29 protein-coding genes are annotated in these 25085 nt (G+C 42.2%); 7 read left to right on the top strand and 22 right to left on the bottom strand.

The window, feature by feature from the left end; genetic code table 11:
• Positions 1-36: 36 nt before the first annotated feature.
• Both ubiA and MHN79_RS18360 read right to left on the bottom strand, forming a co-directional pair.
• A complete protein-coding gene (gene ubiA, locus MHN79_RS18355; RefSeq protein WP_239174105.1) occupies positions 37-891 on the bottom strand; it encodes a 4-hydroxybenzoate octaprenyltransferase in 855 nt (284 codons plus the stop codon).
• The gene (locus tag MHN79_RS18360) at positions 892-1431 is read right to left on the bottom strand and encodes a chorismate lyase (RefSeq protein WP_239174107.1); all 540 of its coding nucleotides are present in this window, start codon (positions 1429-1431) and stop codon (positions 892-894) included.
• Between the two features lie 161 nt (positions 1432-1592).
• On the opposite strand from MHN79_RS18360, the gene MHN79_RS18365 reads away from it, so the two are divergent.
• Positions 1593-2000 carry a flagellar basal body-associated protein FliL gene (locus MHN79_RS18365; protein WP_152431471.1) on the top strand — a complete coding sequence of 136 codons (408 nt, stop codon included), beginning with the start codon at positions 1593-1595 and terminating at the stop codon, positions 1998-2000.
• A 15-nt stretch (positions 2001-2015) separates the two neighbouring features.
• Here the strand turns inward: MHN79_RS18365 and glpG are convergent, their stop codons facing one another.
• From glpG to ftsY, 6 genes are all read right to left on the bottom strand, one after another.
• Positions 2016-2849: a rhomboid family intramembrane serine protease GlpG gene (gene glpG, locus MHN79_RS18370; RefSeq protein WP_239174109.1), complete on the bottom strand. Its 834-nt coding sequence runs from the start codon at positions 2847-2849 to the stop codon at positions 2016-2018.
• Between the two features lie 8 nt (positions 2850-2857).
• Positions 2858-3184, bottom strand: coding sequence for a thiosulfate sulfurtransferase GlpE (glpE, locus tag MHN79_RS18375; protein ID WP_239174111.1), 327 nt, complete (start codon positions 3182-3184; stop codon positions 2858-2860).
• 413 nt (positions 3185-3597) lie between these two features.
• Complete coding sequence (gene rpoH / locus MHN79_RS18380) at positions 3598-4455, bottom strand: RNA polymerase sigma factor RpoH (protein WP_239174113.1); 858 nt, start codon at positions 4453-4455, stop codon at positions 3598-3600.
• A gap of 163 nt (positions 4456-4618) precedes the next feature.
• The gene (gene ftsX, locus MHN79_RS18385) at positions 4619-5584 is read right to left on the bottom strand and encodes a permease-like cell division protein FtsX (protein ID WP_239174114.1); all 966 of its coding nucleotides are present in this window, start codon (positions 5582-5584) and stop codon (positions 4619-4621) included.
• Positions 5577-6248, bottom strand: coding sequence for a cell division ATP-binding protein FtsE (gene ftsE, locus MHN79_RS18390; RefSeq protein ID WP_114787964.1), 672 nt, complete (start codon positions 6246-6248; stop codon positions 5577-5579). Before ftsE ends, ftsX begins: the two co-directional genes overlap by 8 nt.
• Positions 6249-6269: 21 nt before the next feature.
• Positions 6270-7406 (bottom strand): signal recognition particle-docking protein FtsY, encoded by a 1137-nt coding sequence (gene ftsY / locus MHN79_RS18395; protein WP_239174116.1) that lies wholly within the window; start codon positions 7404-7406, stop codon positions 6270-6272.
• Positions 7407-7614: 208 nt separating this feature from the next.
• Between ftsY and rsmD the strand changes: the two genes are divergently transcribed.
• Both rsmD and MHN79_RS18405 read left to right on the top strand, forming a co-directional pair.
• On the top strand, positions 7615-8229 hold the full coding sequence (gene rsmD, locus MHN79_RS18400; protein WP_239174118.1) for a 16S rRNA (guanine(966)-N(2))-methyltransferase RsmD: 615 nt from the start codon (positions 7615-7617) through the stop codon (positions 8227-8229).
• A complete protein-coding gene (locus MHN79_RS18405; protein WP_114787961.1) occupies positions 8226-8492 on the top strand; it encodes a DUF1145 domain-containing protein in 267 nt (88 codons plus the stop codon). Before rsmD ends, MHN79_RS18405 begins: the two co-directional genes overlap by 4 nt.
• Before the next feature lie 42 nt (positions 8493-8534).
• On the opposite strand, the gene MHN79_RS18410 is transcribed toward MHN79_RS18405, so the two are convergent.
• The 9 genes from MHN79_RS18410 to rhtB all read right to left on the bottom strand — a co-directional run bounded on the left by MHN79_RS18410 (position 8535) and on the right by rhtB (position 17181).
• Entirely contained in the window at positions 8535-9119 is a 585-nt protein-coding gene (locus MHN79_RS18410) for a YhgN family NAAT transporter (RefSeq protein WP_239174120.1), read from the bottom strand.
• A 170-nt stretch (positions 9120-9289) separates the two neighbouring features.
• The gene (locus MHN79_RS18415) at positions 9290-9913 is read right to left on the bottom strand and encodes a lysoplasmalogenase family protein (protein ID WP_239174122.1); all 624 of its coding nucleotides are present in this window, start codon (positions 9911-9913) and stop codon (positions 9290-9292) included.
• A gap of 903 nt (positions 9914-10816) precedes the next feature.
• Positions 10817-11182: a DUF4145 domain-containing protein gene (locus MHN79_RS18420; RefSeq protein WP_114787958.1), complete on the bottom strand. Its 366-nt coding sequence runs from the start codon at positions 11180-11182 to the stop codon at positions 10817-10819.
• A 349-nt stretch (positions 11183-11531) separates the two neighbouring features.
• Entirely contained in the window at positions 11532-12509 is a 978-nt protein-coding gene (locus tag MHN79_RS18425; RefSeq protein ID WP_239174124.1) for an amidohydrolase family protein, read from the bottom strand.
• A 103-nt stretch (positions 12510-12612) separates the two neighbouring features.
• Positions 12613-13830, bottom strand: a complete 1218-nt coding sequence (gene arsJ / locus MHN79_RS18430) for an organoarsenical effux MFS transporter ArsJ (RefSeq protein WP_239174126.1) — start codon at positions 13828-13830, stop codon at positions 12613-12615.
• A gap of 26 nt (positions 13831-13856) precedes the next feature.
• Positions 13857-14858 carry an ArsJ-associated glyceraldehyde-3-phosphate dehydrogenase gene (locus MHN79_RS18435; RefSeq protein ID WP_239174128.1) on the bottom strand — a complete coding sequence of 334 codons (1002 nt, stop codon included), beginning with the start codon at positions 14856-14858 and terminating at the stop codon, positions 13857-13859.
• Positions 14859-14870: 12 nt separating this feature from the next.
• Positions 14871-15218: a metalloregulator ArsR/SmtB family transcription factor gene (locus MHN79_RS18440; RefSeq protein ID WP_239174130.1), complete on the bottom strand. Its 348-nt coding sequence runs from the start codon at positions 15216-15218 to the stop codon at positions 14871-14873.
• A gap of 105 nt (positions 15219-15323) precedes the next feature.
• Positions 15324-16550, bottom strand: a complete 1227-nt coding sequence (locus tag MHN79_RS18445) for an EAL and HDOD domain-containing protein (protein WP_239174132.1) — start codon at positions 16548-16550, stop codon at positions 15324-15326.
• A gap of 13 nt (positions 16551-16563) precedes the next feature.
• Positions 16564-17181: a homoserine/homoserine lactone efflux protein gene (gene rhtB / locus MHN79_RS18450; protein ID WP_239174134.1), complete on the bottom strand. Its 618-nt coding sequence runs from the start codon at positions 17179-17181 to the stop codon at positions 16564-16566.
• An 85-nt stretch (positions 17182-17266) separates the two neighbouring features.
• On the opposite strand from rhtB, the gene MHN79_RS18455 reads away from it, so the two are divergent.
• Both MHN79_RS18455 and MHN79_RS18460 read left to right on the top strand, forming a co-directional pair.
• Complete coding sequence (locus MHN79_RS18455; RefSeq protein WP_239174136.1) at positions 17267-18256, top strand: alpha/beta fold hydrolase; 990 nt, start codon at positions 17267-17269, stop codon at positions 18254-18256.
• A gap of 113 nt (positions 18257-18369) precedes the next feature.
• On the top strand, positions 18370-19197 hold the full coding sequence (locus tag MHN79_RS18460) for a Cof-type HAD-IIB family hydrolase (protein ID WP_114787951.1): 828 nt from the start codon (positions 18370-18372) through the stop codon (positions 19195-19197).
• A 13-nt stretch (positions 19198-19210) separates the two neighbouring features.
• Here MHN79_RS18460 and MHN79_RS18465 read toward each other — a convergent pair whose 3' ends face one another.
• Positions 19211-19678: an EVE domain-containing protein gene (locus MHN79_RS18465; protein WP_239174139.1), complete on the bottom strand. Its 468-nt coding sequence runs from the start codon at positions 19676-19678 to the stop codon at positions 19211-19213.
• Between the two features lie 38 nt (positions 19679-19716).
• Here MHN79_RS18465 and MHN79_RS18470 point away from each other — a divergent pair, with 38 nt between their 5' ends.
• Complete coding sequence (locus MHN79_RS18470; protein WP_239174141.1) at positions 19717-21234, top strand: hypothetical protein; 1518 nt, start codon at positions 19717-19719, stop codon at positions 21232-21234.
• A gap of 1 nt (position 21235) precedes the next feature.
• Positions 21236-21826, top strand: coding sequence for a DTW domain-containing protein (locus tag MHN79_RS18475; RefSeq protein WP_239174143.1), 591 nt, complete (start codon positions 21236-21238; stop codon positions 21824-21826).
• Positions 21827-21881: 55 nt separating this feature from the next.
• Here MHN79_RS18475 and yigB read toward each other — a convergent pair whose 3' ends face one another.
• The 4 genes from yigB to dapF are packed head-to-tail and all read right to left on the bottom strand — an operon-like array spanning position 21882 to position 25078.
• Positions 21882-22616, bottom strand: coding sequence for a 5-amino-6-(5-phospho-D-ribitylamino)uracil phosphatase YigB (gene yigB / locus MHN79_RS18480; protein WP_239174163.1), 735 nt, complete (start codon positions 22614-22616; stop codon positions 21882-21884).
• Positions 22616-23545, bottom strand: coding sequence for a tyrosine recombinase XerC (gene xerC, locus MHN79_RS18485; protein ID WP_239174145.1), 930 nt, complete (start codon positions 23543-23545; stop codon positions 22616-22618). The genes yigB and xerC overlap by 1 nt, the downstream gene beginning before the upstream one ends.
• The gene (locus MHN79_RS18490; RefSeq protein WP_239174147.1) at positions 23517-24221 is read right to left on the bottom strand and encodes a DUF484 family protein; all 705 of its coding nucleotides are present in this window, start codon (positions 24219-24221) and stop codon (positions 23517-23519) included. Before MHN79_RS18490 ends, xerC begins: the two co-directional genes overlap by 29 nt.
• 26 nt (positions 24222-24247) lie before the next feature.
• Positions 24248-25078, bottom strand: coding sequence for a diaminopimelate epimerase (dapF, locus tag MHN79_RS18495; protein WP_239174149.1), 831 nt, complete (start codon positions 25076-25078; stop codon positions 24248-24250).
• Positions 25079-25085: the final 7 nt, after the last annotated feature.

A 25085-nucleotide genomic window follows, 5' to 3' on the forward strand; every position in this document is an offset into this window, starting at 1 on the left:
GTTTAGGTTGCCTCTTCTTTGGAACATGATTAGCCGTTACCAGAAACTGAGCCACAACCCAGCAGCGATTGCCATGCCAACATAGTTATTGTTTAAAAATGCGCTAAAGCATTTTTCTCGCTCACGATAGTAAGTAAGGCGCTGCTGAAACACAAATAAACCAGCCACCAGTACCAAGCTCAAATAATAGGCAAGCCCTAAATCATACCACCAACCTAAAGCAATAAGCATAATTAACGTAGTCAGTTGCAATAAACCAATCACTAACTTATCCCAGCGTCCAAACAAAATGGCCGTCGACTTAATACCAATTTTAAGATCATCATCTCTATCAACCATCGCATATTGAGTGTCGTAGGCAATGGTCCAGATGGCATTGATAGTAAAGATATACCAAGCTACAGGAGAGAGTTCTCCTGTCTGAGCTGCCCATGCCATAGGAATAGACCAGCTATACGCCAACCCGAGAAAGAGTTGAGGAAAGTGAGTATAGCGCTTCATAAATGGATAAATAAACGCCAAAACTAAAGCAATCAATGACAACTTTATTGTCAACATATTCATGGTCAAAACCAACAAGAAAGACATTAGGCACAAAATCAAAAATAAGCCTATGGCTTCAAAGGCACTGACTCTACCCGAAGGGAAGGGTCGCTGATGAGTTCGCTTCACATGACCATCAACCCTGCGATCGGCAAAATCATTAATAACACAACCCGCTGAGCGCATAAAAAGAACACCAAGACTAAATACGATCAGAACTTTGAAGTCCGGCATACCCTGCGATGAGATAAATAGAGACCATAATGTAGGCCACAATAAGAGTAATGAACCAATGGGTCTATCCATTCGCATTAGTTGCCAATATGCATGTGCTTTTATAGCAATCATTTAGTCACTCTCCTTGTTGTATATTGGCGCGCTAGGTAAAAATAGCTCAGCAATCAACATTGGCTTTTGATTCACCCATAAGCGAGAACGACGTGCTAAGAAATCACCATCAGACGTTTTTACCCAAGCGACCTGAAGAGAATCACGCTTAATGTCATCAGAAGTAAATATCGTCAAACCCAAAGGTTTCTCGCCCTGCATAGTGAAATCAAACTCATGATCCTCCATAGATGAATTTGGGATCAAAGTTCGACCGAGCACCCAAGGGCAACCATCACCTTTGAGCACGACCTTTCTCAGTAAGCAGGGTTCTCGCTGCAAAAGTTCCACTTCCTGACTATTAAGTTTCTCTGCTTTAACCACTTTGTTATGCAGCAAGTCGACACTTAATACTTGGCAGTGAGTTTCCAGTAAACGAGACAGTGACCCTTTCTCTAGCAGCCATTTTTTCGAAATGTGAGTTGGGAAGCAGAACTTATCAGGATCTTGCCAGTCGGCTTGGCGAAGAGCAGATAAATAGAGCGCATTAGGTTGATTCATACTAGTATTCAATAAGTAGCTTTGTCGCCAATGCATGAGAGGATGGTTAAATTATAGAGCCACCGCTTAAATGTCTCGTGCACAACTCTCTAAAAGTGTTCTATTGTAACAAGAGTCTGGCGGTTCTAGTATCATCATTCGAAAAAAGAAAAGACAAACCTATGATTAAACGTTGCTTAGTCCAGTTATTGTTTACATTGAGTATACTGCTTAGTTTTTCTTCATTAGCCGAAGAAGAAGGGGAAGATAAACTGGCTTATTTTACTCTTGAACCCGACCTCACCACCAACTTTTATACCAAGGGAAAAGAACTCGGATACATTCAGGTTCGCATTGACATCATGGTAGCTAACAGCGCTGATTTATCCATAATAGAACTTCATCAACCACTGATACGAGACGCGGTTATTGAACTACTCGGGAAACAATCAGGCGATACTATTACTTCTCTGGCAGGACGAGAAGATTTACGCAAGACCTTAGTTGATAAGCTAAACGCCATTTTATTACCAGAAACGGGTAGAACTGTTATTGCAGACCTATTGTTTACCAAATACCTGTATCAATAAATAAAAGCGAGGCGGCTATGGCTGCCTCATCCTTCCAGCATCCAGCAAACCAATTATCACTCCACAAAGCAAGCCAACCAAATGGGCCGTATTTGCTATTGCCATAAAAGGCTGAACAAAACCAAGTACTAGCCATACCAGCATAAAGCCAATAATAGGTCTGGGTATACTCAGCCCAAGATGCGGAGCTTTGTACCCTAGCACCCAAAGGTAACCAACTAGCGCATATACTACGCCAGACAAACCGCCAAAATTAGCCCCTTCGACCCAATATTGACCCGCTCCCGAAAGAGCAGATGACACTAAAAAAAGCTGTGTCAGCTTCCTCGCTCCGAGTTTTTGCTCAATATCTCCGCCCAGTTGCCACCACCAAAGTAGATTAAAGGCAATATGGACAATAGAAAAATGCAACAACGCATGACTAATCCAACGCCAGAGCTGCCACTCTTGCCCAGCTAAAGCAGGAAAATGCAGTGCAGCAAAAACGGCCCTTCCAGCCCCAAATTGCTGTAAGAAAAAAATCACGATGCACAAGACCATAATAAATATGGTTACTGGGCCAGCTTTTGCTTTAAGCATGGACATTATTGAAGGAGAATAATAGCGAAATTGGTTAGTGCGGCTTTCAGCCATATCCCAAGACGCAGCTTGATAACGACTGTCGTTAGGGTTCTTTAGGAAACGTTGCAGCTCTGACTCTGTCTCTATCTGATGCTGGGGATCAATAAGCCATAAGATAAACTGATCATTACCTTCCGGCATCATCTTAATATGAATATGTCGAGACGCCATATAGTCAATAAAAGCTTGGCCCATTCTAGGGTTAGGTAGTGAAACAAGTCTTATCATGCTTATACCTAAGAGCAATTTGATTCAATAGGCAATTGGGCACGTTGCCAAGCTTCAAATCCACCATCAACACTATACACCTGTTCATAACCTTGGTTTATGAGATATTGGGCAGCGCCTTGGCTACTGATGCCATGGTAACACATAACTAAAATCGCCTGCTCAAATTCCACTTCGTCGATAAATTGAACCATGGTTTCATTCGTCAGGTGGTAGGCTTTTGGAGGATGAGCAACCGCAAAAGACTGAGGATCACGAATGTCAACTAAGCGCGCATTTCCCTTTTCTACTAGCGCTTGCGCACTTAAGACATCGATATGTTGAAATTGATCCATTCTACGGCCTCTTTGTAAACACCAATATTGAGAGCTATTGTAACCTATCCAGTGGTAAACAAGTACACTCTGTCAATATGGTTATCCACTTTTGGCTATTTCTTTACCATCTGTGGATAAATCTGTGGATTGCGTTGATAAGGTATACAAACAATAATCGATCCACAACATATAGTGATGATCCTTATTTTTCTGTGTGGATCATACAAAGTATCCCCAATCAAAAATTAGCCCTAGAGCCTTTGTTTACCCGTATTTTTTACATTAAGCAAATAAATTTCTCACAGAGTTACCCACAGGCAAGTATCGCAAAATTCGATCCAACACCCGAGTATCGAAATAGTTTGTCGATCCCAAAAAACAAAAAAACCGAGACCTTACGATCTCGGTTCTTAAATTACTATCAACTTTTGCTAGAAGTCACCAACGGCAAGCTTAAGCTTTTTCATAGCATTCTTCTCTAATTGACGAATGCGCTCTGCAGAAACATTATAGGTCTCTGCTAGATCCTGTAGAGTCAGCTTGTTATCTTCTAACCATCGAGAACGCACAATATGTTGGCTGCGTTCATCAAGGCTTGATAGCGCTAAACTGAGACGCTGGTTGGTATGAGCTTCCCAGTTTGCCGCTTCAACATTATCTGCAACATCTGATGCCTTATCTTCAAGGTAAAGCATTGGCGCTGAGTAAGACGCCCCAGAATCATCATCATCACTTTGCAATTCAAACGCAGCGTCTTGTGCAGCAAGGCGAGATTCCATTTCTCGAACCTCTGCTGGCTCTACACCAAGCTCTTTAGCTACGGTTTCTACCTCACCATTATTAAACCAGCCCAAACGCTTTTTTGACTTACGTAAGTTGAAGAAAAGCTTACGCTGAGCTTTAGTCGTTGCTATTTTAACTATGCGCCAGTTTCGTAGGACATATTCATGAATCTCCGCCTTAATCCAATGAACAGCAAATGAGACAAGACGTACGCCAACTTCTGGGTTGAAACGTTTGACCGCCTTCATAAGGCCAATGTTGCCCTCTTGAACTAAGTCTGCCATTGGCAAGCCATAACCAGAATAACCCCGAGCAACATGCACAACAAAGCGCAGATGAGAAAGAATCAAGCCTTTAGCTGCTTCAATTTCGCCATCATAATGTAATCGCTCTGCCAGCTCACGTTCCTCTTCAGCACTCAGCATAGGGTAGCTGTTCACTGTGCGGATATAACTATCTAAACTATCTTGTGTAACTACAGCCATTGGATATGTTTGGTTAGTCATTCATTTCCTCATTTAAATAGGAGATCTGGGTTTGGTTTTGTTCAGTTAATGTTGAATCTAACGTGAGCAAGATTCAATCATATCAGAACTATTATGCATAAACCTTTCGCTGATACAAGTAAAAGGCTCATTATGCCTGACTCTGTTTTGAGACAACACAGGCTTATACTGGTTCAATTTCTTTCAGGTGACGCTGAGCAGAGATTTTTGCAGCCAAGCACCCGAGGAAGACTCCGAGCATTAATAATAATAGACTTTCATCCCAACTCAAACTCACTAGCCGAAACTGGCTGTCATAGAGTAAGGCCAACTCTTCCACACTTGTATTGAGTACAAGCGTAATTAAAACCGTTAAAGCCCAAGCAAATAAAGCACCTAAGAGACCAAACCACATGCCTGAATACAGATATGGCCTCAAGATGAAACCATTGGTCGCGCCTATCAACTTCATGGTCTGGATTTCTTCTTTGTTAGCAAGCACATTGAAGCGCAAGGTATTCCCAACAATCAAAAATACTGAACCCAACATAAGCACTGAAAGTGTAATGACAATCCCACACACTAGTTTTTTTATTGCATCCAACCGCGTTAGCCAATCTTCGTCCAAGCGAACATCAGTGACTTCCTCCTCTTTCGCAATGTCGGAGGCTAGTTGCTTTATTTCCGCTTTATTTTCAGTACTAGGTGTAACAACTAACACACCAGGCAAAGCATAATCATCAAGCAATGATATCGCCTGCTCAAAGCCGGAGTGCTGGCTCAAATCTTCGAGGCCCTGTTGAGGAGAGATGTATTCTACTTTGGAAACCTTATCCATAGTTTCCAATTTATCTTTTAAGACCATAATCCGAGATTCAGGAGTTTGCTCTTTTATATAGCCACTCACTTTGGAAGGACTGGTCACATTTACTGAGGCAACAGATATATTCTTCCCTAACAAATACAAAGCAGAAGGCATAGCCAAAGCCATAGAAATCACTGCTAGTGTGAGAACATTACCTAGAGGGCGAGACCATATCTGTGTAAAAGACGCTTTCGCCTGCCTGATATGCACCGCAATAAAACTATCACGCTTAACATGATTTTGAGGTCGAACTTTAGCGGTTTTTCGATTGCGCACATTAGGCATAGTCTTCTACCTCACTAAGAAAGCCCTGGTTCAGCTCTAGATGACGATATTGTGGGCGAGTATTCACTAGACCCGCATCGTGAGTGGCAAGCAATATAGTTACACCTGCACGATTAAACTCTTCAAATAATTTCACCACTCGATTTGATAAATCTGGGTCAAGATTACCTGTAGGCTCATCAGCAAGAAGTAACGTAGGCCTATTAACTACAGCGCGAGCAATACCGACTCGCTGCTGCTCTCCGCCCGAAAGCTGGCTCGGTAAACACTTAGCTTTATCGAGTAAGCCGGTTTTATCTAGCGCAGCACAGACCCGCCGCTTGATATCGCTCTCAGCAATAGACTCAATACGCATGGGTAAGGCAACATTATCAAATACCGAACGATCCATCAGCAATCTATGGTCTTGAAAAACAATACCTATATTACGACGTAGAAAAGGTATATCTTTGTTTGGAATACGAGTGATATCATGATCGTTGAAGCTAATTTTACCATCTGTTGGTCGCTCTATCGCACAAATCAGTTTGAGTAAGGTGCTTTTACCTGCCCCTGAGTGCCCTCCGAGAAAAGCCATCTCACCACGACGCAAGTAGAAATCCACTTTCTGTAAGGCTTGTCTACCACCACGATACGCTTTACTTACTTGCTTAAACTTTATCACTCGTCATTCCTCTCACTAGGCCTAATCTTCGCGGCTAAATAAAGCGTCTATAAACTCCTGAGTCTCAAACGGACGTAGATCGTCAATATTCTCTCCTACGCCAATATAGCGAATAGGGATCTGGAACTGATCAGCAAGAGCGAAGATAACGCCGCCTTTTGCTGTTCCGTCTAGCTTAGTTAAGGTAATCCCTGTCAAAGGCGCCACATCACTAAACAGCTTTGCTTGGCTGATCGCATTCTGGCCTGTTCCAGCGTCCAATGTCAGCATGATCTCATGAGGTGCGGTATCATCGACTTTCTTCATTACCCGGACAATTTTTCTTAACTCTTCCATTAAGTTAGCTTTATTTTGCAAACGTCCAGCCGTATCTGCGATAACCACATCAAACCCTTTTGCTTTTGCAGATTCAATCGCATCATAAATGACTGAAGCACTGTCTGCACCAGTATGTTGGGCAACCACAGGAACTTGGTTACGCTCTCCCCATACTTGTAGCTGTTCCACAGCTGCGGCACGAAATGTATCGCCAGCGGCTAACATCACTTTCTTACCTTGAGCTTGGAACTGCTTGGCTAGCTTACCTATGGTTGTTGTTTTGCCTACACCGTTTACACCTACCATCAAAATTACGTATGGCGTTTTATCAGATTCAATCTCAAGTGGCTTTTCAACACTTGCTAATATTCCCGCCATTTCTTCTTTAAGCAGACCATACAGGGCTTCACCATCTTTAAGCTCTTGGCGAGAGGCTTTTTCAGTTAAGTTATCAATGATTTTTAGCGTGGTATCCATACCAACATCGGCAATCAGTAATTGCTCTTCCAGTTCTTCAAACAGCTCATCATCAATCTGCTTCCCTTTGAACAAACCAAAAAAGCCAGCGCCAATATTGGCTTTCGTTCGAGCCAAGCTGCGCTTTAGACGAACAAAAAAACTCTCGGTTGGTTTCTGTTGCTCAACAGCTCTATCTTCTTGTTGTGGTTCTACGTCTTGTAATGCTTGTTGACTCTCTTGTACAGGTTGTTCAATAACCTCTACCTGTTCAACAACTTCAGCGATGTCCTGTGATTTCTGTTCATGGGTTGTTTGGCTATTTTGCTCTTCTTCACCAAAACCTAACCAAGAAAGTAATCCGCGTTTCTTTTTTTCCGTCATCTGGGGATATCCTAGATCGTCTTAACTTACTCTGACACTTTTCATCGGGTATTGTCCCGATTACGAAAAGAAAAATGACAACAAAGTGAAAAGTTTTCAGCACAGGTGTGATGGTATACACTTTATCATCAACAAATTTGGGCTTTACTCAGATCGAACTCACTGAGCGACTGGGTATAGTATCACTTTATTAGCGGTCAAAGAATCTATGGTACGACGTCGCCAGCAAAACACATCACAAAAAAAGCCTTCCTCCGGTTTTGTACGGATCATTAGTGGCTTATGGAGAGGGCGAAAATTGCCTGTTCATGATGCAGAAGGGTTACGGCCAACAACTGATCGTGTAAAAGAAACTCTCTTTAACTGGCTGGCACAAGACATACCTCATGCTAAATGTCTTGACCTATATGCAGGCTCTGGTTCTTTGGGCTTTGAAGCTGCTTCTAGACAAGCGGAAGAGGTTACTATGATAGAACTCAACCAAAGTACATTTGCACAGTTAAAGCAAAATATCTCATCGCTAAATGCCAAAAATCTCAAAGCCATCCAGACTGATACTCTGAGCTATCTGCAGCAATCTGGATCGCCCCATCACATTGTCTTTATCGATCCCCCCTTTCATAAAGGCTTATTGAAACAAACCGTTTGTCTGCTCGAAAACAACGGATGGTTGGCAGACGATGCCATGATTTATATTGAAACAGAAAAAGAGCTTAAGCTGGAAGGCGTTCCCAGTAATTGGCATTTACATCGTGAAAAGCACGCAGGACAAGTAAGCTATCGACTATTTTTAAGAATTCAAGACGACAAGAGAATATTATGAAAGCACTACTGATAATGGCTAAAATGGCAATTGGATTTGTATGGCTAATCCTGCTGCTAAACTTTTTTATGCCCTTCCCAGGCAAAGCAGCCATTGCACTCTATATATTAACGGCCTTTTTGTTCATGATGCACGGCCTACAATCGGCTATTTTCATTGGCGCATTTGGCGACAAGATTGAGATGACAAAGTGGGAAAAGTGGTCAATTTTAATATTTGGCGTATTCGCCCTGCTGGATATTCGCCGCAAACATATGATGTAACGTGATATTAAACCGCCGCTCACAATGAGCGGCGGTTTAGTTTTAGCTGAGATAACTTTTGACACCGTTAAGAAACATCTGAGTAGAAATCATCACAAGTAAAAGTCCCATCAAACGCTCAATCGCCTTAAGCCCTCGCTCTCCCAAAATTCGGTGAAAGAAGCTATAAAACATAAGAATAAAAAACGTCGCTCCCCAAGCCAAGATTACAGCTGCGGATAGCTCCACTAAATTATCTGGATGCTGCGTTGACAAAAGCAATAAGGCTGCGATGACCGAAGGGCCAGCGATCATAGGAATCGCCATAGGTACGATGAAGGGCTCTTCACCCGCGGCTAGGCCTGTAATGCTTCCTGCACTTGGGAAAATCATTTTAATCGCAATAATAAATAAAATGATTCCACCAGAGATACTCAATGTTTCGGGCTGTACATGAAGGAAGCTCAAAATCGCCTTGCCTGCAAATAAAAATAACATCAATATCAACAATGCAAAAATCAACTCTCGAATTAGCACTTTGCGTCGGCGCTTTGGGTCCAAATGTTTCAAAATCGATAAAACGATAGGGAGATTGCCAAGCGGATCCATAATAAGAAATAGCATGGTCGCAGCAGAAAGGATTTCCATCAATGAGCCTCCAAAGGCAGAGAGTTGCGAGCCTCCAAATTTAGCCCGAGCACTCTGATCATTGCAAGCAAATCAACTCTCACATTGATAAATAAAACAATTAACCATCAATCAGTGTTATTAGATCAATCTATCATGGCTTTATACTTGGTGCGTCGAATGCTTGATTATCAAGTAATTAAGGAAGCGACAATCAAGGAATGGGCAAGTAAATAACTACCAGAGATCAAATAACGGCCATAGGTGATAGAGTGTTTATAATCATGTACAGCCAAAAGCGCCGCAGAACACGTCAATGTAAGGGTTCCCACAAATCCCATCATGCTTGCCACTGTTTCTGCTGTTAGCCATAATTCTCCTGCAGCCCAATTAAACTGAAATAAAACCATACCCATAATGACAACGGGGAAAATGACCCGATCTATTTTCGGCAGCATAAGAAAAAACACAACGACACTGATCGCAAGCAGCATAGCTGGAAGCCACCATACTATTCCACCAGACAGCATCAACCAATAAGCAGCGCTATAACATAGCTGAGCAAGAATAAACGCTGAAAAGCATAGCTTTTTCTTTTTTTTATAGATGTATAGAACATCGGCAAACATAGAAACCACTATGCCCAAGGTAACCCACCATACGGACACATCATCAGGCCTACCCTGCGTCCACAATATAATTACCAGCATACCAAGAGAAAGTGTTTTAAACACAGCAGCCTGATCATATTGGCTGCGTTCGTTAGCATTGACGCTAATGAACCCCGATAACGCGACTGAAAGCCAGCTCCACATGCTTCCCCCTACTCAAAATCAAGTCGCCAGTGTAGGCAGGCAAGCAAAGAAGTCCAGAAATGAAAGACAAAATTTCGATCTGGGTTAGGCTCTATACTGAGCAATGTTATAACTAAAAGTGACAATAAAAATGGAAAACCTACTCATTTTAGCCATCTATAAACAAAAAAAACAAACACATAGAAAAAACCAAAGAAAACTTAAAAATCAAAATGAAAAAATAATAAAAACAAAACAAAATCAGCATCTTAAATAAAAAACGGAAAGTTCAATAAACATACACATTTATATTAAAACCTAACTTACTCAAAATCACAGAAGAAAACCAAGGCTCTTTCGGTTTTGCTCATAAGAAAACTCCACTAATCATACATTTTACCTAACCATGACATTGGTATACCTTAAAACCACCACAAATAGTAAACTATATAAAAAACCAAGATAGAAATATTAAAAAATAATTAAAAATCAAACACTTGATGCAAGATAGAAAGTTAAAAAACAAATTTTAAACATATAAAAAGTCAGCTTTAAACATGATTTAATCTAACTTTATCTTTCACTTTAAGGACCTTAGCCGCTGATATCATGAGATTTATAATAATTAACACTTGATCAAACTACGAAAGTACTGCTATTCTTAGAATCATAGATTAAAACATAAGCATCGAGGAGCAGGGTTATGATTACTTCTTCACAAAAACAAGGACTTGTAATGATCGCAGTTGTTGTTGGCCTAATGACACTGCCAATGATGTACTAGATCATATCCAATTAAACCAAAAGGGACGCTAACGCGTCCCTTTTGGTTTTGTGATAGCTTTATAGTCAAACATGGATTATTTATTCGACAAGTAACAACATTTGACTATTTCCCGCGTAGTTACGGTTTTAAAGGCTTAGCTACAAATGTTTGGACAAAGTGTCCCAGTGAGCATAATAGAACAAAAGTGCAGCCAAAGTTATCAAAGTCATTAGAGTAATAGCGGCCCTCCAGACAAAGCGGCTACTTCTTGGAGTTAACTCTTTTTCACATTCATCACACACAGCAAGAAAGTCCTTACGGCTCTCTAATTGGTAATCATCTTCATGGACAACTTTATTACGAATAGTTGCGATATAGCGTAGCTTTCCAATAACATCGTGCGGTAGGCGCTCCTCGCAGCTGGTAACCAGTTGATGTAACCCCTTACCCTCTGCGTGATACTGTGTACGAAGCAAGGTTTCAATCTTCCGTGTCCTCGTTACTACCTTTTCTATATCAGACATAATGCTCTCCATCGCTACTATCATTAGCGTACAAAACCAGCCTCCAGACAAATATCAACACTCAAAGCTCACTATCTATAACTAACTTCAATCCATTAGTAATGTAGAATAATCAAAGACTAGCCATATCAGGATACTGAAAAATAACTGGCTAACGTGTGATGTGTCTCGAAGAATGCTACAAAGACAAAGCCAAGGTAAGTTCTGGATTTATGTACAAAAGGAATGACTGACTCAAAATGTCCATACCACATTGGTGTTCACTATTTTCAGTTCATAAACCTTAGTGATAATGTTTTTTTGCATATCACAAGGCGATGTGCTTTTGCATTGTGCTAACAAAGCCAGTTTATTGTTTCACCATTTTCAGCATATTGTTCTTTGCCATATCATCTGCCACTTCAGGTGGTAGGGCATCCAAGATTTCATCCCAACCAGACAGTACTTTGCCAGTATTTCTAAATCGACCCACCACATCAGAGCCCATCATAAAGCGGTGCGGATATTTAGTAATAAGAGATGCCCATTCTTCTTTAGACTGGGGGCTGCTTAATATAACATCACGTAAAGACCAAGAGGCAAGTATATAAAGATTCTCATAGTCTTCCAGCAACTGCGCAACCTCATCAATAAGAAAAGACAAATCTTGACGCTTGAGCAATGTCGCACTTGTTCCTGCATGAGCCCATATAAAGCGCGTTTTGGGGTTCTTCTCGAGAGCTTCCACCAACTCATGTTTGTACAGCGGCTTTTTTTCACGTTCAGAAGTAATATTACTGTGCAATACCACCGGTAAATGATGCTTGGCTGCTACCTTATAAACCTTCATTAGAGCAGGATGATTAGCCCGTGCCTGTTCACCTAATGTCAAAGCCGACAAGCTGTCATGCCGTGTTAAGACCTCTCCAATCCCCTTCCAAAAGCCGGGATTGTCGTCAATCATTTGTTCTATTTGTTCGGCGGCAAACATATCTGTAGGATTAAACCCTGTAATAAAAGGGAAAAATCTATCTTTATGTGGTGATGTGTTCAGTGCACGATAAAGTAGATCATCAGTACGAGAATAATAATAAACTGGTGAATCGTCTCCTTGCATATACCTAGGTGGCTTAGGGTCATATGCGCTCCATTTTTTTATGACTGGCAGCCCCATTAAAAAAGCATAATCAATATGGCTTTTGTCCATATTGTGCACTAAGTATTTGATGCCATCAGTTCGTTGAAAATAGTCGACAAAGTGCACTTCTGCATCGTTATAACCACCTTCATACCCGTAGGCTAGAGGCACAGAAAACCACATCAAACATAGCATCCATCGTCTTTTCATTTTCAACTCTTCAACCGTTTTTAACCACCATAAAAATATAACAACAAAAAAGCCGACCAAGATGCAACCTCAGTCAGCTTTCTGTCATAAAAACCATGGTTGTCTATGCAGCTTGGTGACGCCTGCTCGGTAACTGAATAGAAATTAACGTAGTTATAAGAATAAAAACAAAAGAAACCCACAAACAAGCAGCCAGACCCGCTATTTGAAATATCCAACCCGAGAGTATAGTCCCAATTAAGCGTCCCATCGCGTTGGCCATATAATAAAAGCCCACATCCAAAGACACGCCATCACCTTTGGCATAACTAACGATAAGGTAAGAGTGCAAAGATGAATTGATCGCAAACACTGCGCCAAACATGAGCAAACCCAAAATAATGACCAACTCTGGCTGCCACCCGATTTGAACCCCATATGCGATACCCCCTGTGATCACCGCGAGCAAGCCAGCCCAGAATAACGCCGAAGCGCCATCCGGTGCTCCAGCTTCAGAACTGCCTGTTATTTTTGGCGCTATACCCTGCACAAGGCCGTAAGCAATCACCCAAGTGGCCAAAAAGCCACCGACCCAAGAATGATTCCAGCCAAAGACACTCCCTAAGTAAACAGGTAAAGCAACAACAAACCAAACATCTCGCGCACCAAATAAAAACATGCGTGCGGCAGATAAAATATTAATAGAACGTGACTTAGAAAAAATTTCATGAAACTTTGGCTTATTTTTCGCCTTACCTAAATCACCTTCTAAACCATACAAGCTGCCAATAAGAACTAAGGTCAATATTCCTGCCATCAAAACCACAGCATATCTAAATCCAACTAAAGAGAGTAATAACCCACCAATAAAAAATCCCACTCCTTTCAACGCATTTTTAGACCCTGTAAGAACAGCGACCCATTTATACAAAGCTCCTTGTTGCTGTTCTGGAACCAAAGATTTGATAGAGCTTTTGGCACTCATTTTATTCAGATCTTTTGCAATGCCGGATAAAGCTTGAGCCAACATTACCCAGGGGATGGTTAACCATGCAGTAGGAACAGCCAACATGGTTAAAGCAATGATCTGCATCAATAATCCAAGGTTCATGGTCTTATTGAGACCAAGTCTAGCTCCCAAAAAACCACCGACTAGATTGGTCACTACGCCAAAAAACTCATAAAACAAAAACAGAGAGGCGATTTCCAATGTGCTGTATCCCAAATCGTGGAAATACAAAACCACCAGCATTCTCAATGCGCCATCTGTAATGGTGAAGTTCCAATAATTGAACGTCACCAACATATATTGGCGGATATTTTTAGCCAAAAGTACACTCACAGATTATGCCTCATCTTGGTTTGCTCTCACACATGCCCTACTTTTCTTACTAGCTCAGCAGTGCGTGTTGCATACCCCATCTCGTTATCATACCAAGCATAGATTTTCACCATCCGCTCACCAACCACCATAGTTGATAGTGCATCCACTATGGTTGAGCGCTGATCGCCTTTGTAATCTATGGACACTAGTGGACGCTTCTCAAAACCAAGGATACCTTGAAGCTCTCCTTCTGATGCTTCTTTGAGTAGCTGGTTCACTTCCTCTGGTGTCGTGTCTCGTTTGACTTCAAAAATAATGTCTGTCAACGATGCATTGGCTAGTGGGACCCGAACGGCGTGTCCATTAATCTTGTTTTTTAAGTCTGGAAATATTTCAATAATGGCGGTAGCACTGCCGGTGGTCGTTGGAATTAAACTCATGCCACAAGCTCTTGCACGGCGCAAATCTTTATGCGGCGCATCAAGGATAGTTTGAGTATTGGTCAAATCATGAATAGTCGTAAATGACGACTTCTCAATACCGAGATGCTCATGGATCACTTTAACTATCGGAGCGATACAATTGGTTGTACATGATGCCGCAGTAACAATTCGGTGTTTTTCAGGATCAAAGATATTATCGTTAACACCAACTACAATATTGGCAACGCCTTCTTCCTTTACAGGCGCCGAAACAACAACACGTTTCACGCCTTGAGTTAGATACTTCTCGAGCAAAGAGGTCTTACGATGTTTACCTGTCGATTCAATCACAACATCACAGCCAGACCAATCAACAGCATCAATATCTTTCTCGCGATGTGTTTTAATCCTTTGTCCTTGAATCAGCATATCGTCAGCTTCGACTTTTACTTCATGATGCCAGCGCCCTTGCACTGAGTCGAACTCTAATAAATGCGCTAGCGTCTGTGCATCACCTGCAACGTCATTGATCTGGATAAACTCGATATCTTCCCAATCAAATGCAGCACGTAAAGCCAACCGTCCAATACGGCCAAAGCCGTTGATTCCAACTTTAATAGTCATCACTTTCTCCTATTATCTATCCTGACAACAAACTGGTCGGCCAGAAATACGATGAAGTCTTTCAACATCTTTCTGATATAGCGTTGCTAAACACTGTGAAGCAACCAAATTATCGACCAATTTCTTCACCCAACCAGGCAAGTCTTTACTTAGTCGGTAAAAAACCCACTGTCCTTGACGAATATCGACTAAGATTCCACTTGATCTAAGCTGAGCAAGATGGCGCGAGATTTTTGGCTGACTTTCCTGCAAGGCCTCGGTCAATTCACCCACAGACAGACACTGCTCACGTTCGATCAACAATACACAACGCACTCTGGTTTCATCTGAAAGTAATTTAAAAAACTGATGTGGCAACATAATATAACCTTATTCGAATATGCGTATATATTTATTTATAAAAAAAGAAAAATCAATAGGAGATTAACATTGTCATAAAAAGTTCATCGAATGAATTGTGAGAGTTCAAACGAGCCGGTGGATATCTCGGCTCCAGCGTTGTGCTTCTGATATTCGAGCCATGACCTCATCAACCGACAAGTTAAGCTGGTGACACGCTCTTTGCATCCCGAGCCAATCGGCTTTCTCATAGCACTCTTCTAAGTTAAGCAAGATACCATAAGGACCTTGGCGCTCTAATAGCGCTTTTTCAATGGTTTGGTTGAGAGGTAACTGCCTAACGAGTTCTTCAAGAGAGAGATCCAACAAGGCATCTAGTGTAGAGAAAAGTCCGATAAGAAATGCTTGTTCCCTATATTGGTTAAATGGGTTGTCACAGGCCATCAATTGGCAAAACTGCGCACGTTGAAGAGACAAATTGTAAAGCTCTTTCGGTTTTTTAATCGAGATAAAAGAGGCAACGGCGAGCGATACAAAAATTCGTAGCCTATCTTCCCCAAGATACACCAAGGCTTGGCGAAACGATGAAATAGTCACTGCTAACCTTTCGGACATCGTATTGACAAAACGAAGCAATTGGTAAGATAGAGCGACATCTTTAGCCACAATCGCTTCTACCTTTTGAAAGTCGACCTCCATCTTGCAAACTTCACTAAGTAACTCCATTGCAATGACCTGTTCAGGGCTGATATAACGCTGCTTTATCATCTCTGGTTTACTAAAGAAGTAGCCTTGGAAAAAGGTAAACCCAGCAGAACGAGCCGTTAAAAAGTCTTGTTCAGTCTCAACACGCTCTGCAAGAAATTTACGTCGACTACCGCGAGATTTATGCTGCTTAACAAACTCACAAGCCTCATCTAACCCCATAGCCATAATATCGAGCTTTATAATTTGGACATAAGGTAAGAAGCGCTCCCACTCTTGGCTATATACAAAATCATCCAAAGCAACAATGTATCCAGCAAGACTGATTTCTTTAATTGCCTCGTATAATTCATCAGTGGGAGAACAGGTTTCCAACACTTCGATAACAACCTTGTCCTTTGGTAAAGTAAGAGGCAAGCGCCTAAGTAAACTTTTATGGGGAAAGTTAATAAAGCTACGTGATTGCACCAAAGCAGGATTAACCCCGAGAGATAAAAAGTTCTCAACAATCAGCCTATATGTCGCTCGATTCGACTCAATATGAGCGGGATAAGCATTCTGCTCCCCATCACGAAAGAGCAGCTCGTATCCCAATGTCTGTCGCCTAGCGTTGAAAATTGGCTGACGAGCTACATATGTATCACGCATTAACTACCACACACTAGGCTTTTGTTGTCGCTAGTAGTGCCCCACAAAATATAAACATGGAGCCAAATAGCTTATTGAGTTTACTCATGACCTTATCGGAGCGAATAAAACGCCCCATTTGCGCAGCTAAAGACGTGTATCCAACCATGACTATGGAATCAATCACGACTGTGGTAACACCTAAAACTAAGAATTGCGTTAGTTGCTCACCGGTAGGGTCAATAAACTGAGGAAAAAGTGCGACCAAAAAAACAACCGACTTAGGGTTGGTCAGATTAATCAGTGTCGCTTTGCGCATCATGGCACTGGCTGGCAAGGCTTTATCGGCGTGGTGAGTGGTCAAGGTAGAGGTGTCTCGCCATTTTTGAACCCCAAGCCAAATTAGATATCCCGCTCCAAACCATTTGATAACAGTAAATGCAGTGGCAGACTGAGCGACGAGTGCGCCAATACCAACCCCAACCAACACGATATGTATTGCCAGGCCAATCTGTAGTCCCGCAACCGCAGCCAATGATTTTCGGGTACCGTAGGAAATACCGTTACTAACAGAATTTACCATGCCAGAACCGGGAGCCAAACTAAACACAACCGCTGTGACTACATAGGCGAACCAAACATGCATATCCACTGTATTTTCTCCTCGACTAAACGACCTTGGGGACACATAATTTAAACTCATTAATTTTATTCGTGTCGGCAGTAGACCCAAGATTATGAATAAATCATCCTTAGATATTCAACCCTCTTATACCCAAGAGTTGGATTTTGAGCAAGTAATCAATAGTGATATTGCTCAGCTATGGGCAAGACGTGAAGAAGGTTTTATTCAATCCTTTGATAAAACTCGTTTGTACTGGATAAAAATTTCATCAGCCCACCATAACAAAGCCATTGTGATCGTCAATGGACGTATTGAGTGTGTCTGGAAGTATCAAGAACTCTTCTTTGACCTCTTCCAGCAAGGTTATAACATTTATTCTTTCGATCATCGCGGCCAGGGTTTATCCGAGCGATTAATCGATGACAGCCAGATGGGCTACGTTGATGATTTTGAGGACTATACTCATGATTTACATCACCTAGTGCAACACTTTAATTTGGAGCAATACAAAAGTCGCTACCTTATGGGACACTCCATGGGTGGCAATATCGTAGCTCGTTACCTTCAAACATACCCTCAACATCCCTTTGCCGCTATTGCGCTAAGTGCACCCATGTTTGGTGTCAATCTGCCTTGGTACCTTCAACTGGTTGCGATTCCTTTTAATCAGCTTATAGCCTTGCTTTCAAGCCAGCCAAAATTTGCTCCAGGACAACAACCTTATTATCCAAAACCCTTTGGTGGAAACCTACTCAGTCAAAGCCAAGTCCGCTACCAATGGTTTAGAGCCTTGTACGAGCAAAAGCCGGAACTTAAAATTGGTGGCGCTAGCCATCGATGGGTATGGCAAGGCCTTATGGCCGCCCAAAAATGTCATCTTATGGCAAGACACATTAAGAATCCGCTTCTTATCCTGCAAGCGGGCGATGACAAAATCGTCTCCAACTGTGATCAACTAAAGTTTTACAACAAAGTGATTAAAAACAATCATGACTGTGTTTTAAAAATCATCGACCACTCGCGCCACGAGGTTTTATTTGAAAAGGATGAATATCGAAACCAAGCTCTCGATAGCATTCTCTCTTTTTACCGCCGTTATTGACAAACTAGGAAAAAAATCAAAGCCATCTTTACCCTCTTTTTATTCTTATCACTGCTGTACCATAAAGATTCAGACCCATTAAGCAGTATTTATCAATAAATCGTGAGGATGATATGACAGAAATACGCACAGAAACCCCTTTTCAACTCGTCGCCTCAGATTTAGATGGCACCTTACTCGCACCTGATCATAAACTCAGCGAATTCTCCAAACACACCTTGAAAGAGCTGTTTCAAAAAGGTTATACCTTTATTTTTGCAACTGGTCGTCATCACATTGATGTCGCTGGCATTCGAAGCCAGGTAGGAATTCCTGCCTACATGATCACCTCTAACGGTGCTCGAGTTCATGATAAAGACGATAATCTGATGTACAGCAATAACATACCATCAGACTTGGTCCAACCTGTAATAGATATAGTGCGTCAAGACCCTGATATTTTTATTCACATTTATCAAGACGAAACTTGGTTATTAAACCGTGAAGATGAAACAACCGCAATCTTTCATAGTGAGTCTGACTTTAATGTTGAGATGTTTGACTCCCATGCTGCACCAACCTCAGGCATTGCTAAAATTTTCTTTACTCATCCGAATAAAGATCATGAACATTTAGTTCAATTTGAGAACTTGTTAAATGATAAATTTGCAGGAAAACTCAATGTCGCCTTCTCAACACCTTGGTGCCTTGAAGTAATGGCAGCCGAAGTATCTAAGGGTGAAGCGCTTAAAGTTATCGCTACGTCTCTTGGTTTAACACTTGAAAACTGCATTGCATTTGGCGACGGAATGAATGATGTTGAAATGCTCACAATGGCAGGTAAAGGGCTTGTAATGGAAACGGCGCATGACAAAGTAAAAAACGCTCTTCCAGATAACGAAGTGATAGGCAGCAATGCTAATGATGCAGTTGCCCACTACCTGCATACCCACCTTTTCTAACGTAGACGCTTAACTACAACCAAGCTCCTGCTTCTTTTTCGAGTATCGCCTGCCATTCATCGTCACTGACCGGCATGACTGACAGGCGGCTGCCAGGTTTCACTAACGGCATGTTTTCAAGCTCTGGCATTGCTTTCATCACAGATAACGGGATCACACGCTGCGTTTTTCTCACAAACTCAATATCCACCATAAACCAGCGTGGATTCTCGGCTGAAGACTTAGCATCAAAATATTCACTCTCTGGGTCAAAGGCGAAATGATCCGGATAGGACTCTCTTATCACTTTAGCAATTCCAGCCACACCAAGGTGTTTGCAAGACGAATGATAGATGAATACCAAATCACCAACTTTAACTTTGTCTCTAAGAATATTACGCGCTTGGTAGTTACGGACACCTTCCCAGCAGGAAGTAACCTGTGTGCGAAGTGTGTCAATAGAGAAAGTGTCTGGTTCAGTTTTGAATAGCCAATATGCCATAATGGGGTCCGAATGATTTACTCCGAGGAAGATATACCATGAAGGCGTTAAAAAACCCAGTAGTGGTCACAGCTGCTTTACTACTCCAAGCTTGTTCTAGTTTCCAGTCTAACCAAGCAGACACACCACTTGCTACACTCAGTAACCCTTCATCTATCAAACCTCAATCGTTCGTTATACGAGGGGAAGTCGTTTTAGGTAATGAGGTCCGCTCAATTGCACCTTGTGGCAGTAAACAGCAGTACTGGCTAGATATGCCAGAAGACAGATTTCAACAAGGACAAAAGCTAGCCCCCTCCCCATACGCTCCCTTATATGGAGAAATGATAGGTCACTTGGAGACAGCAGATAAAAAAGGCATTGATGCCAACTATTCTGCTCGCTTCGTTGTTGAACAGATCAACCTTTTGACGGCAGAAAACCCCAAACGCTGTAGTCAACCCGCTCAGCCAACAAAAGCCTTCGGTAATGAACCCTTTTGGTCAGTAGAATTCAAGCAAAGCTCACTACTTTTTAATCAAATGGGCTATCCAAAACAAGAACTCGATTTACAATCAAGCAAGCTTCAACAAAAACGTCGCCGATACACGTTCAGCAATGGACACCTAGAGCTCAACCAACAAAGCTGTACAGATACCATGAGTGATAGCCTATATGGCTGGATCGCATCACTCAGTCTTAGTGATAAAAACTATCGAGGCTGTGCCACACTTTCCAATCAAGATCCCTCATTAAACTGGGCCGCGACTTATCAGGCCAAATCGACTAAAAGCTCAGCCTTTAGTGTTAGCCTGACATTAAATCCAGATCATACTGCTAGCACCACATACAGCTACCAAAATGGCGGTGAAGACACGGTAGAAAAAGGGTTTTGGCAGCAGCTAAACAACCAACAAATCCAAGTGGTCAGTACTCATATACAAGGTCAAGTGTTACGCTCTGAGCGCATCTACACTCAATTTGAATCCGGCCAGCTAAAAGCAACAAAAGAAAAAGTGGGAACTGTGGTATACGATATTGCTGACGGTGGCTTAAACCTCTACAAATCAGCAAACATAGGCTCAGATAAACCTACTGTATCAGACAGCAACAAAGTATTTTCAAGTGCCGAGTTTAATCCTAAAGTGGACCACGCATTACGTTCTTACTTTACCAAGACCAATCAGGACGCTGCCGACACACGTTATCGCTGGCTTACGTATGATTTGAATAATGATGGGCAAGAAGAGCTGTTAGTCCAATTAGATTGGTGTGGTTCAGGTGGCTGTACCATGTTGATTTTTAGTAACACTAATAGAGAGTGGCAGTTCAATAGCCGCATCACATTAGTGCAAACGCCATTAAACTTAGGCACGAACAGTCATCATAACTGGCGAGATCTCGTGATGTTTGTTAGTGGTGGCGGAGCCATTCCCAATCAGCACACATTAAAGTTTGATGGGAGCCAATATCCGCTTAACCCAAGCAATGCGCCTGTTGCTAACTATCAAGAAATAAGCCCTATCCAGCTTTTTGCTGATGGCATAACACCTCACCAAGGAGGAATCAAACTTTAGCATGCCTACTGCTTGTAACCTATGTCGACTAAAATATAATTGCGTATGTGAGCACTTACCATCAATTGATGTCCGTGCACACATTGCAATTTTGATGCATGAAAATGAGCAATCGCGAGAGACTAATACAGGGCGCTGGCTACTTGAATCCATTCAAGCAACCAGTCGGCATATTTGGCAAAGAAACAAGCCTTGTTCTAAGCTCATGTCTTTAATATCAGACCCAAGCTACCAAACCTTTTTACTTTTCCCGGAAGAAGAGAGCCAATTGGTAAAGAAGGCCATACAGCTAAGTGAAGAACAAGGTAAAAAGCCACTTTTTATCATCATTGACAGCACATGGCAGGAAGCAAAAAAAATATTACGTAAAAGTCCATGGCTCGCAAAGTTACCAAAGGTCAGTCTGCAAACAAGTGCTGCTTCAAACTACCAACTTCGCCGAAATCAAGAACCTGGCCACTTATGCACCCTAGAAGTAGGAGCTGAAATTGTTCAAGCGCTCGGTGATACAGGCTCTGCCGAAAAGCTACGCTTGTTTCTTGACCATTACAACAAGGTATTTCATGCAGATAAAAGCGGCCATCAGTTCTAATCTACCCAGTTCATTTCAAAGGGAAAACAGTAGCGACAACAACTTTGAAAGATAACTAATCAGTGTTTATATTACCAACTAATGACGCAAGCTCAATCAAGCTAGATACCTCGACATCGGGCAAAATCCGAGCACTCGGATGCTTACTAAGCTGTGCAGATTGGTCGTTGAACCAGCAGGTTTGCAGTCCGCAATCTTTAGCACCCTTCACATCACTCAGCAGATGGTCTCCAACATGCAATACCTTAACAGGTGGTAGCTGGAGATACTCGATGGCTTTATCAAACATTTGTCGATGAGGTTTTGCGCACCCATCTTGCCCAGCTTTCAGTACCAAAGAGAAATAGTCCGCCAAGCCAATACGCTCAACATCGACATTACCATTAGTGATCGCCACTAAAGGGATTTGTTTGGCTAAGGCTTGCAGAACTCGATGAGTTTGCTGAGGCACTTCAAAGTCACTTCTTAAGTAACGCACTTTCTCCATGGCCTCGTCTGCTGCCTGCTGAGCTTGCTGCTTTTCATACCCTAAACGGTATAAACCAAGTTCAATCTGCTTATAGCGCCACAAGGATAGATCATTGGCTAACCAAGCATCTTGACTAACTAACTCTTTTTTCAACTGTCGCCACCAGCTCATAGGTTGAGTTGCTGATATAGGATGATGTTTATGTAACCATGAGACAAATTCAGTTTCTAGACGCCTGATGACAGGGCGATTATCGTACAAAGTATCATCCAAATCGAAAGTCATAGCGTCGATTGCGGATAATGGACGAAAGAACCTCATCATTTTTCCTCTTTTTTCTTCGCTCTGGGATGCGCTTTATCGTACACATCAGCCAAATGCTGAAAGTCGAGATGAGTATATATTTGAGTGGTGGAAATATTCTCATGCCCTAAAAGCTCCTGAACTGCTCTCAAGTTCTGGCTTGACTCTAGCATATGAGTCGCAAAGGAGTGACGCAGCTTATGTGGGCTGATATGACTCGCCACTGACTGCTTTTGCCCCCATTCAGCTAAACGTTTTTGTACACTACGATGAGAAATTCTTCCTCCGAGCTTAGACACAAACAGGGCTGGCTCATCAGCATTAGCGATGCTAGCGCGAACCTTAAGCCATTTGGTTACCCATTCTCTTGCCATACCTGAAAAAGGCACTTTGCGCTCCTTGTCTCCTTTACCGACTACACGAATTTCACCAGAAGATAGGCTTAGATGACGAACATCGATACTCACTGTCTCCGCCAATCGAAGCCCTGCACCATACATTAGTTCCATCAAAGCGCGATCGCGAATGGCTAATGGATCATCTTCATTCACTTCAAGCAGCTGATTTACTTCATCAACATCAAGATTCTTTGGCAAGGTTCTTTGTTTACGTGGCGCAGAGACACCTTTTGCTGGATTAGCAGTGAGTTGGCCACGCAAGATTAAAAAGTCGAAAAAACTACGCAATGATGATAATCGTGTTGCAAGGCTACTCGCCTTCATTCCATCGCGCATACCCTTACTGGCAAGCTGTCGAACCCATGCGGAGTCAACCTGAGACCAGTCTTTTAAGCCCATCGTGACCAAATGCCCTGCCATAGCCTCTAGTTGTTGTTTGTAATTACGCTGGGTGTGTAGGCTCAGTCCTTTTTCACTTCTTAAGTATTCATAGAAACGATTCAATGGATCTTGTAAATCACTAGGAAGAGGAATGGTTGGTGGCTTCATAGGCCTCATTTTTCCATGGTAAGGTGTAAATCAAATGAGACAAAACAAGCGCAAGGTGCCTCAAAAACAACGTATCCATATTAGGTTGGAAGTGCCCACCATCACTACTTGAAAAGGCGAGAATGCCCTGAAGTGATTTATTTTTTAGCGGCAAAATGACATAAGAGCCCATTTCAGGGGCCTGTATGCCATCCCCAAGTAGCCTAATGCGATCAGCTTTACGCAGCCGCCCTAAGTAAGCACTTTTACCATTCAAATGACTAGTGGCGAAACCTTGATACTCAGTTTTGTTAAGAGAATAGTGCGTTGAAGGCACATCTAACAAACGGAAGTAAGCGACTAATCCCATCGACTTTGCTGTCTCTTCAACGACTTCAATAACAGACACCATGCTGTCACACTTTAGAATCCGTTCTTCAAGTGCCATAAACTCGTGAAAAGTTCGATCATTACTTTTTGCCAGTGACATCAGAGCCGTAATTTTTTCTTCCAGCTCTTCAATACGTTGACGTTGCCTCTGCATTTGCAAGTGAGCTAAAGAAACAGTACCACTTTCATTATGGGGTAAAACCAGTCTGTCGATTAACCCGCTGCGGCCGATAAAAAATTCAGGATGGTCTCGCAAATAATCAGCAACAATCTCAGCTGTTAGCCCTTCTAGCTCAACTTGTGACACATTAACTCCGTTATCAGATTATTCTTTTAACAGCTTAGCTGACCATCAAACACATGGCATGCTGGACCTGTCATAAACAGTGGTTTACCTGGGCCTTTCCAACTAATTTTTAACGAACCACCTGGCAAATTAACTTTCACTGTTTCGTCCAGTGAGGATTGCACTATCCCAACGGCCACAGCGCCGCACGCGCCGCTGCCACATGCTTGAGTCTCTCCAGCACCGCGTTCATATACTCTGAGGTTAACTTCATTGCGACTCACTATCTGCATAAATCCTGCGTTAACTCGCTCTGGAAAACGCTCATGTGATTCTAATAGAGGCCCAAGAGTGTCAACATCGGCAGTCTGGATATCATCCACCACTGTCACAACATGCGGATTTCCCATACTGACCGCACCACAAAATAAGGTATGTTCATCAGCACGTAAGATGTAGGTCTTTTCTACCTGCTTGGCTTTAAAAGGGATTTTACTTGGTTCAAATTCCGGCACACCCATGTTCACCGTAACTTGGTCATCATCCTCGATATTGAGAATCATTTTACCTTTTTTAGTACTAACACTAATGCTGAACTTATTAGTTAAGCCTTTCATTCGCACGAATCGAGCAAAACATCGAGCACCATTACCACATTGTTCAACTTCACTCCCGTCGGCATTAAAGATCCTATAGTGGAAATCAGTTTCTGGATCATAGGGTGCCTCAACGACTAAAAGCTGATCAAAACCCACACCTGTATGACGATCCGCCAAACGGCGGATCAAATCAGGGGAAAAGAAGATGTTTTGGGTAATACAATCGACAACCATAAAGTCATTACCCAAACCATGCATTTTAGAAAAATGGAAATGCATATGATCA

This window comes from Vibrio sp. Of14-4, assembly GCF_022347625.1.
GTDB classification, from domain to species: domain Bacteria; phylum Pseudomonadota; class Gammaproteobacteria; order Enterobacterales; family Vibrionaceae; genus Vibrio; species Vibrio pristinus.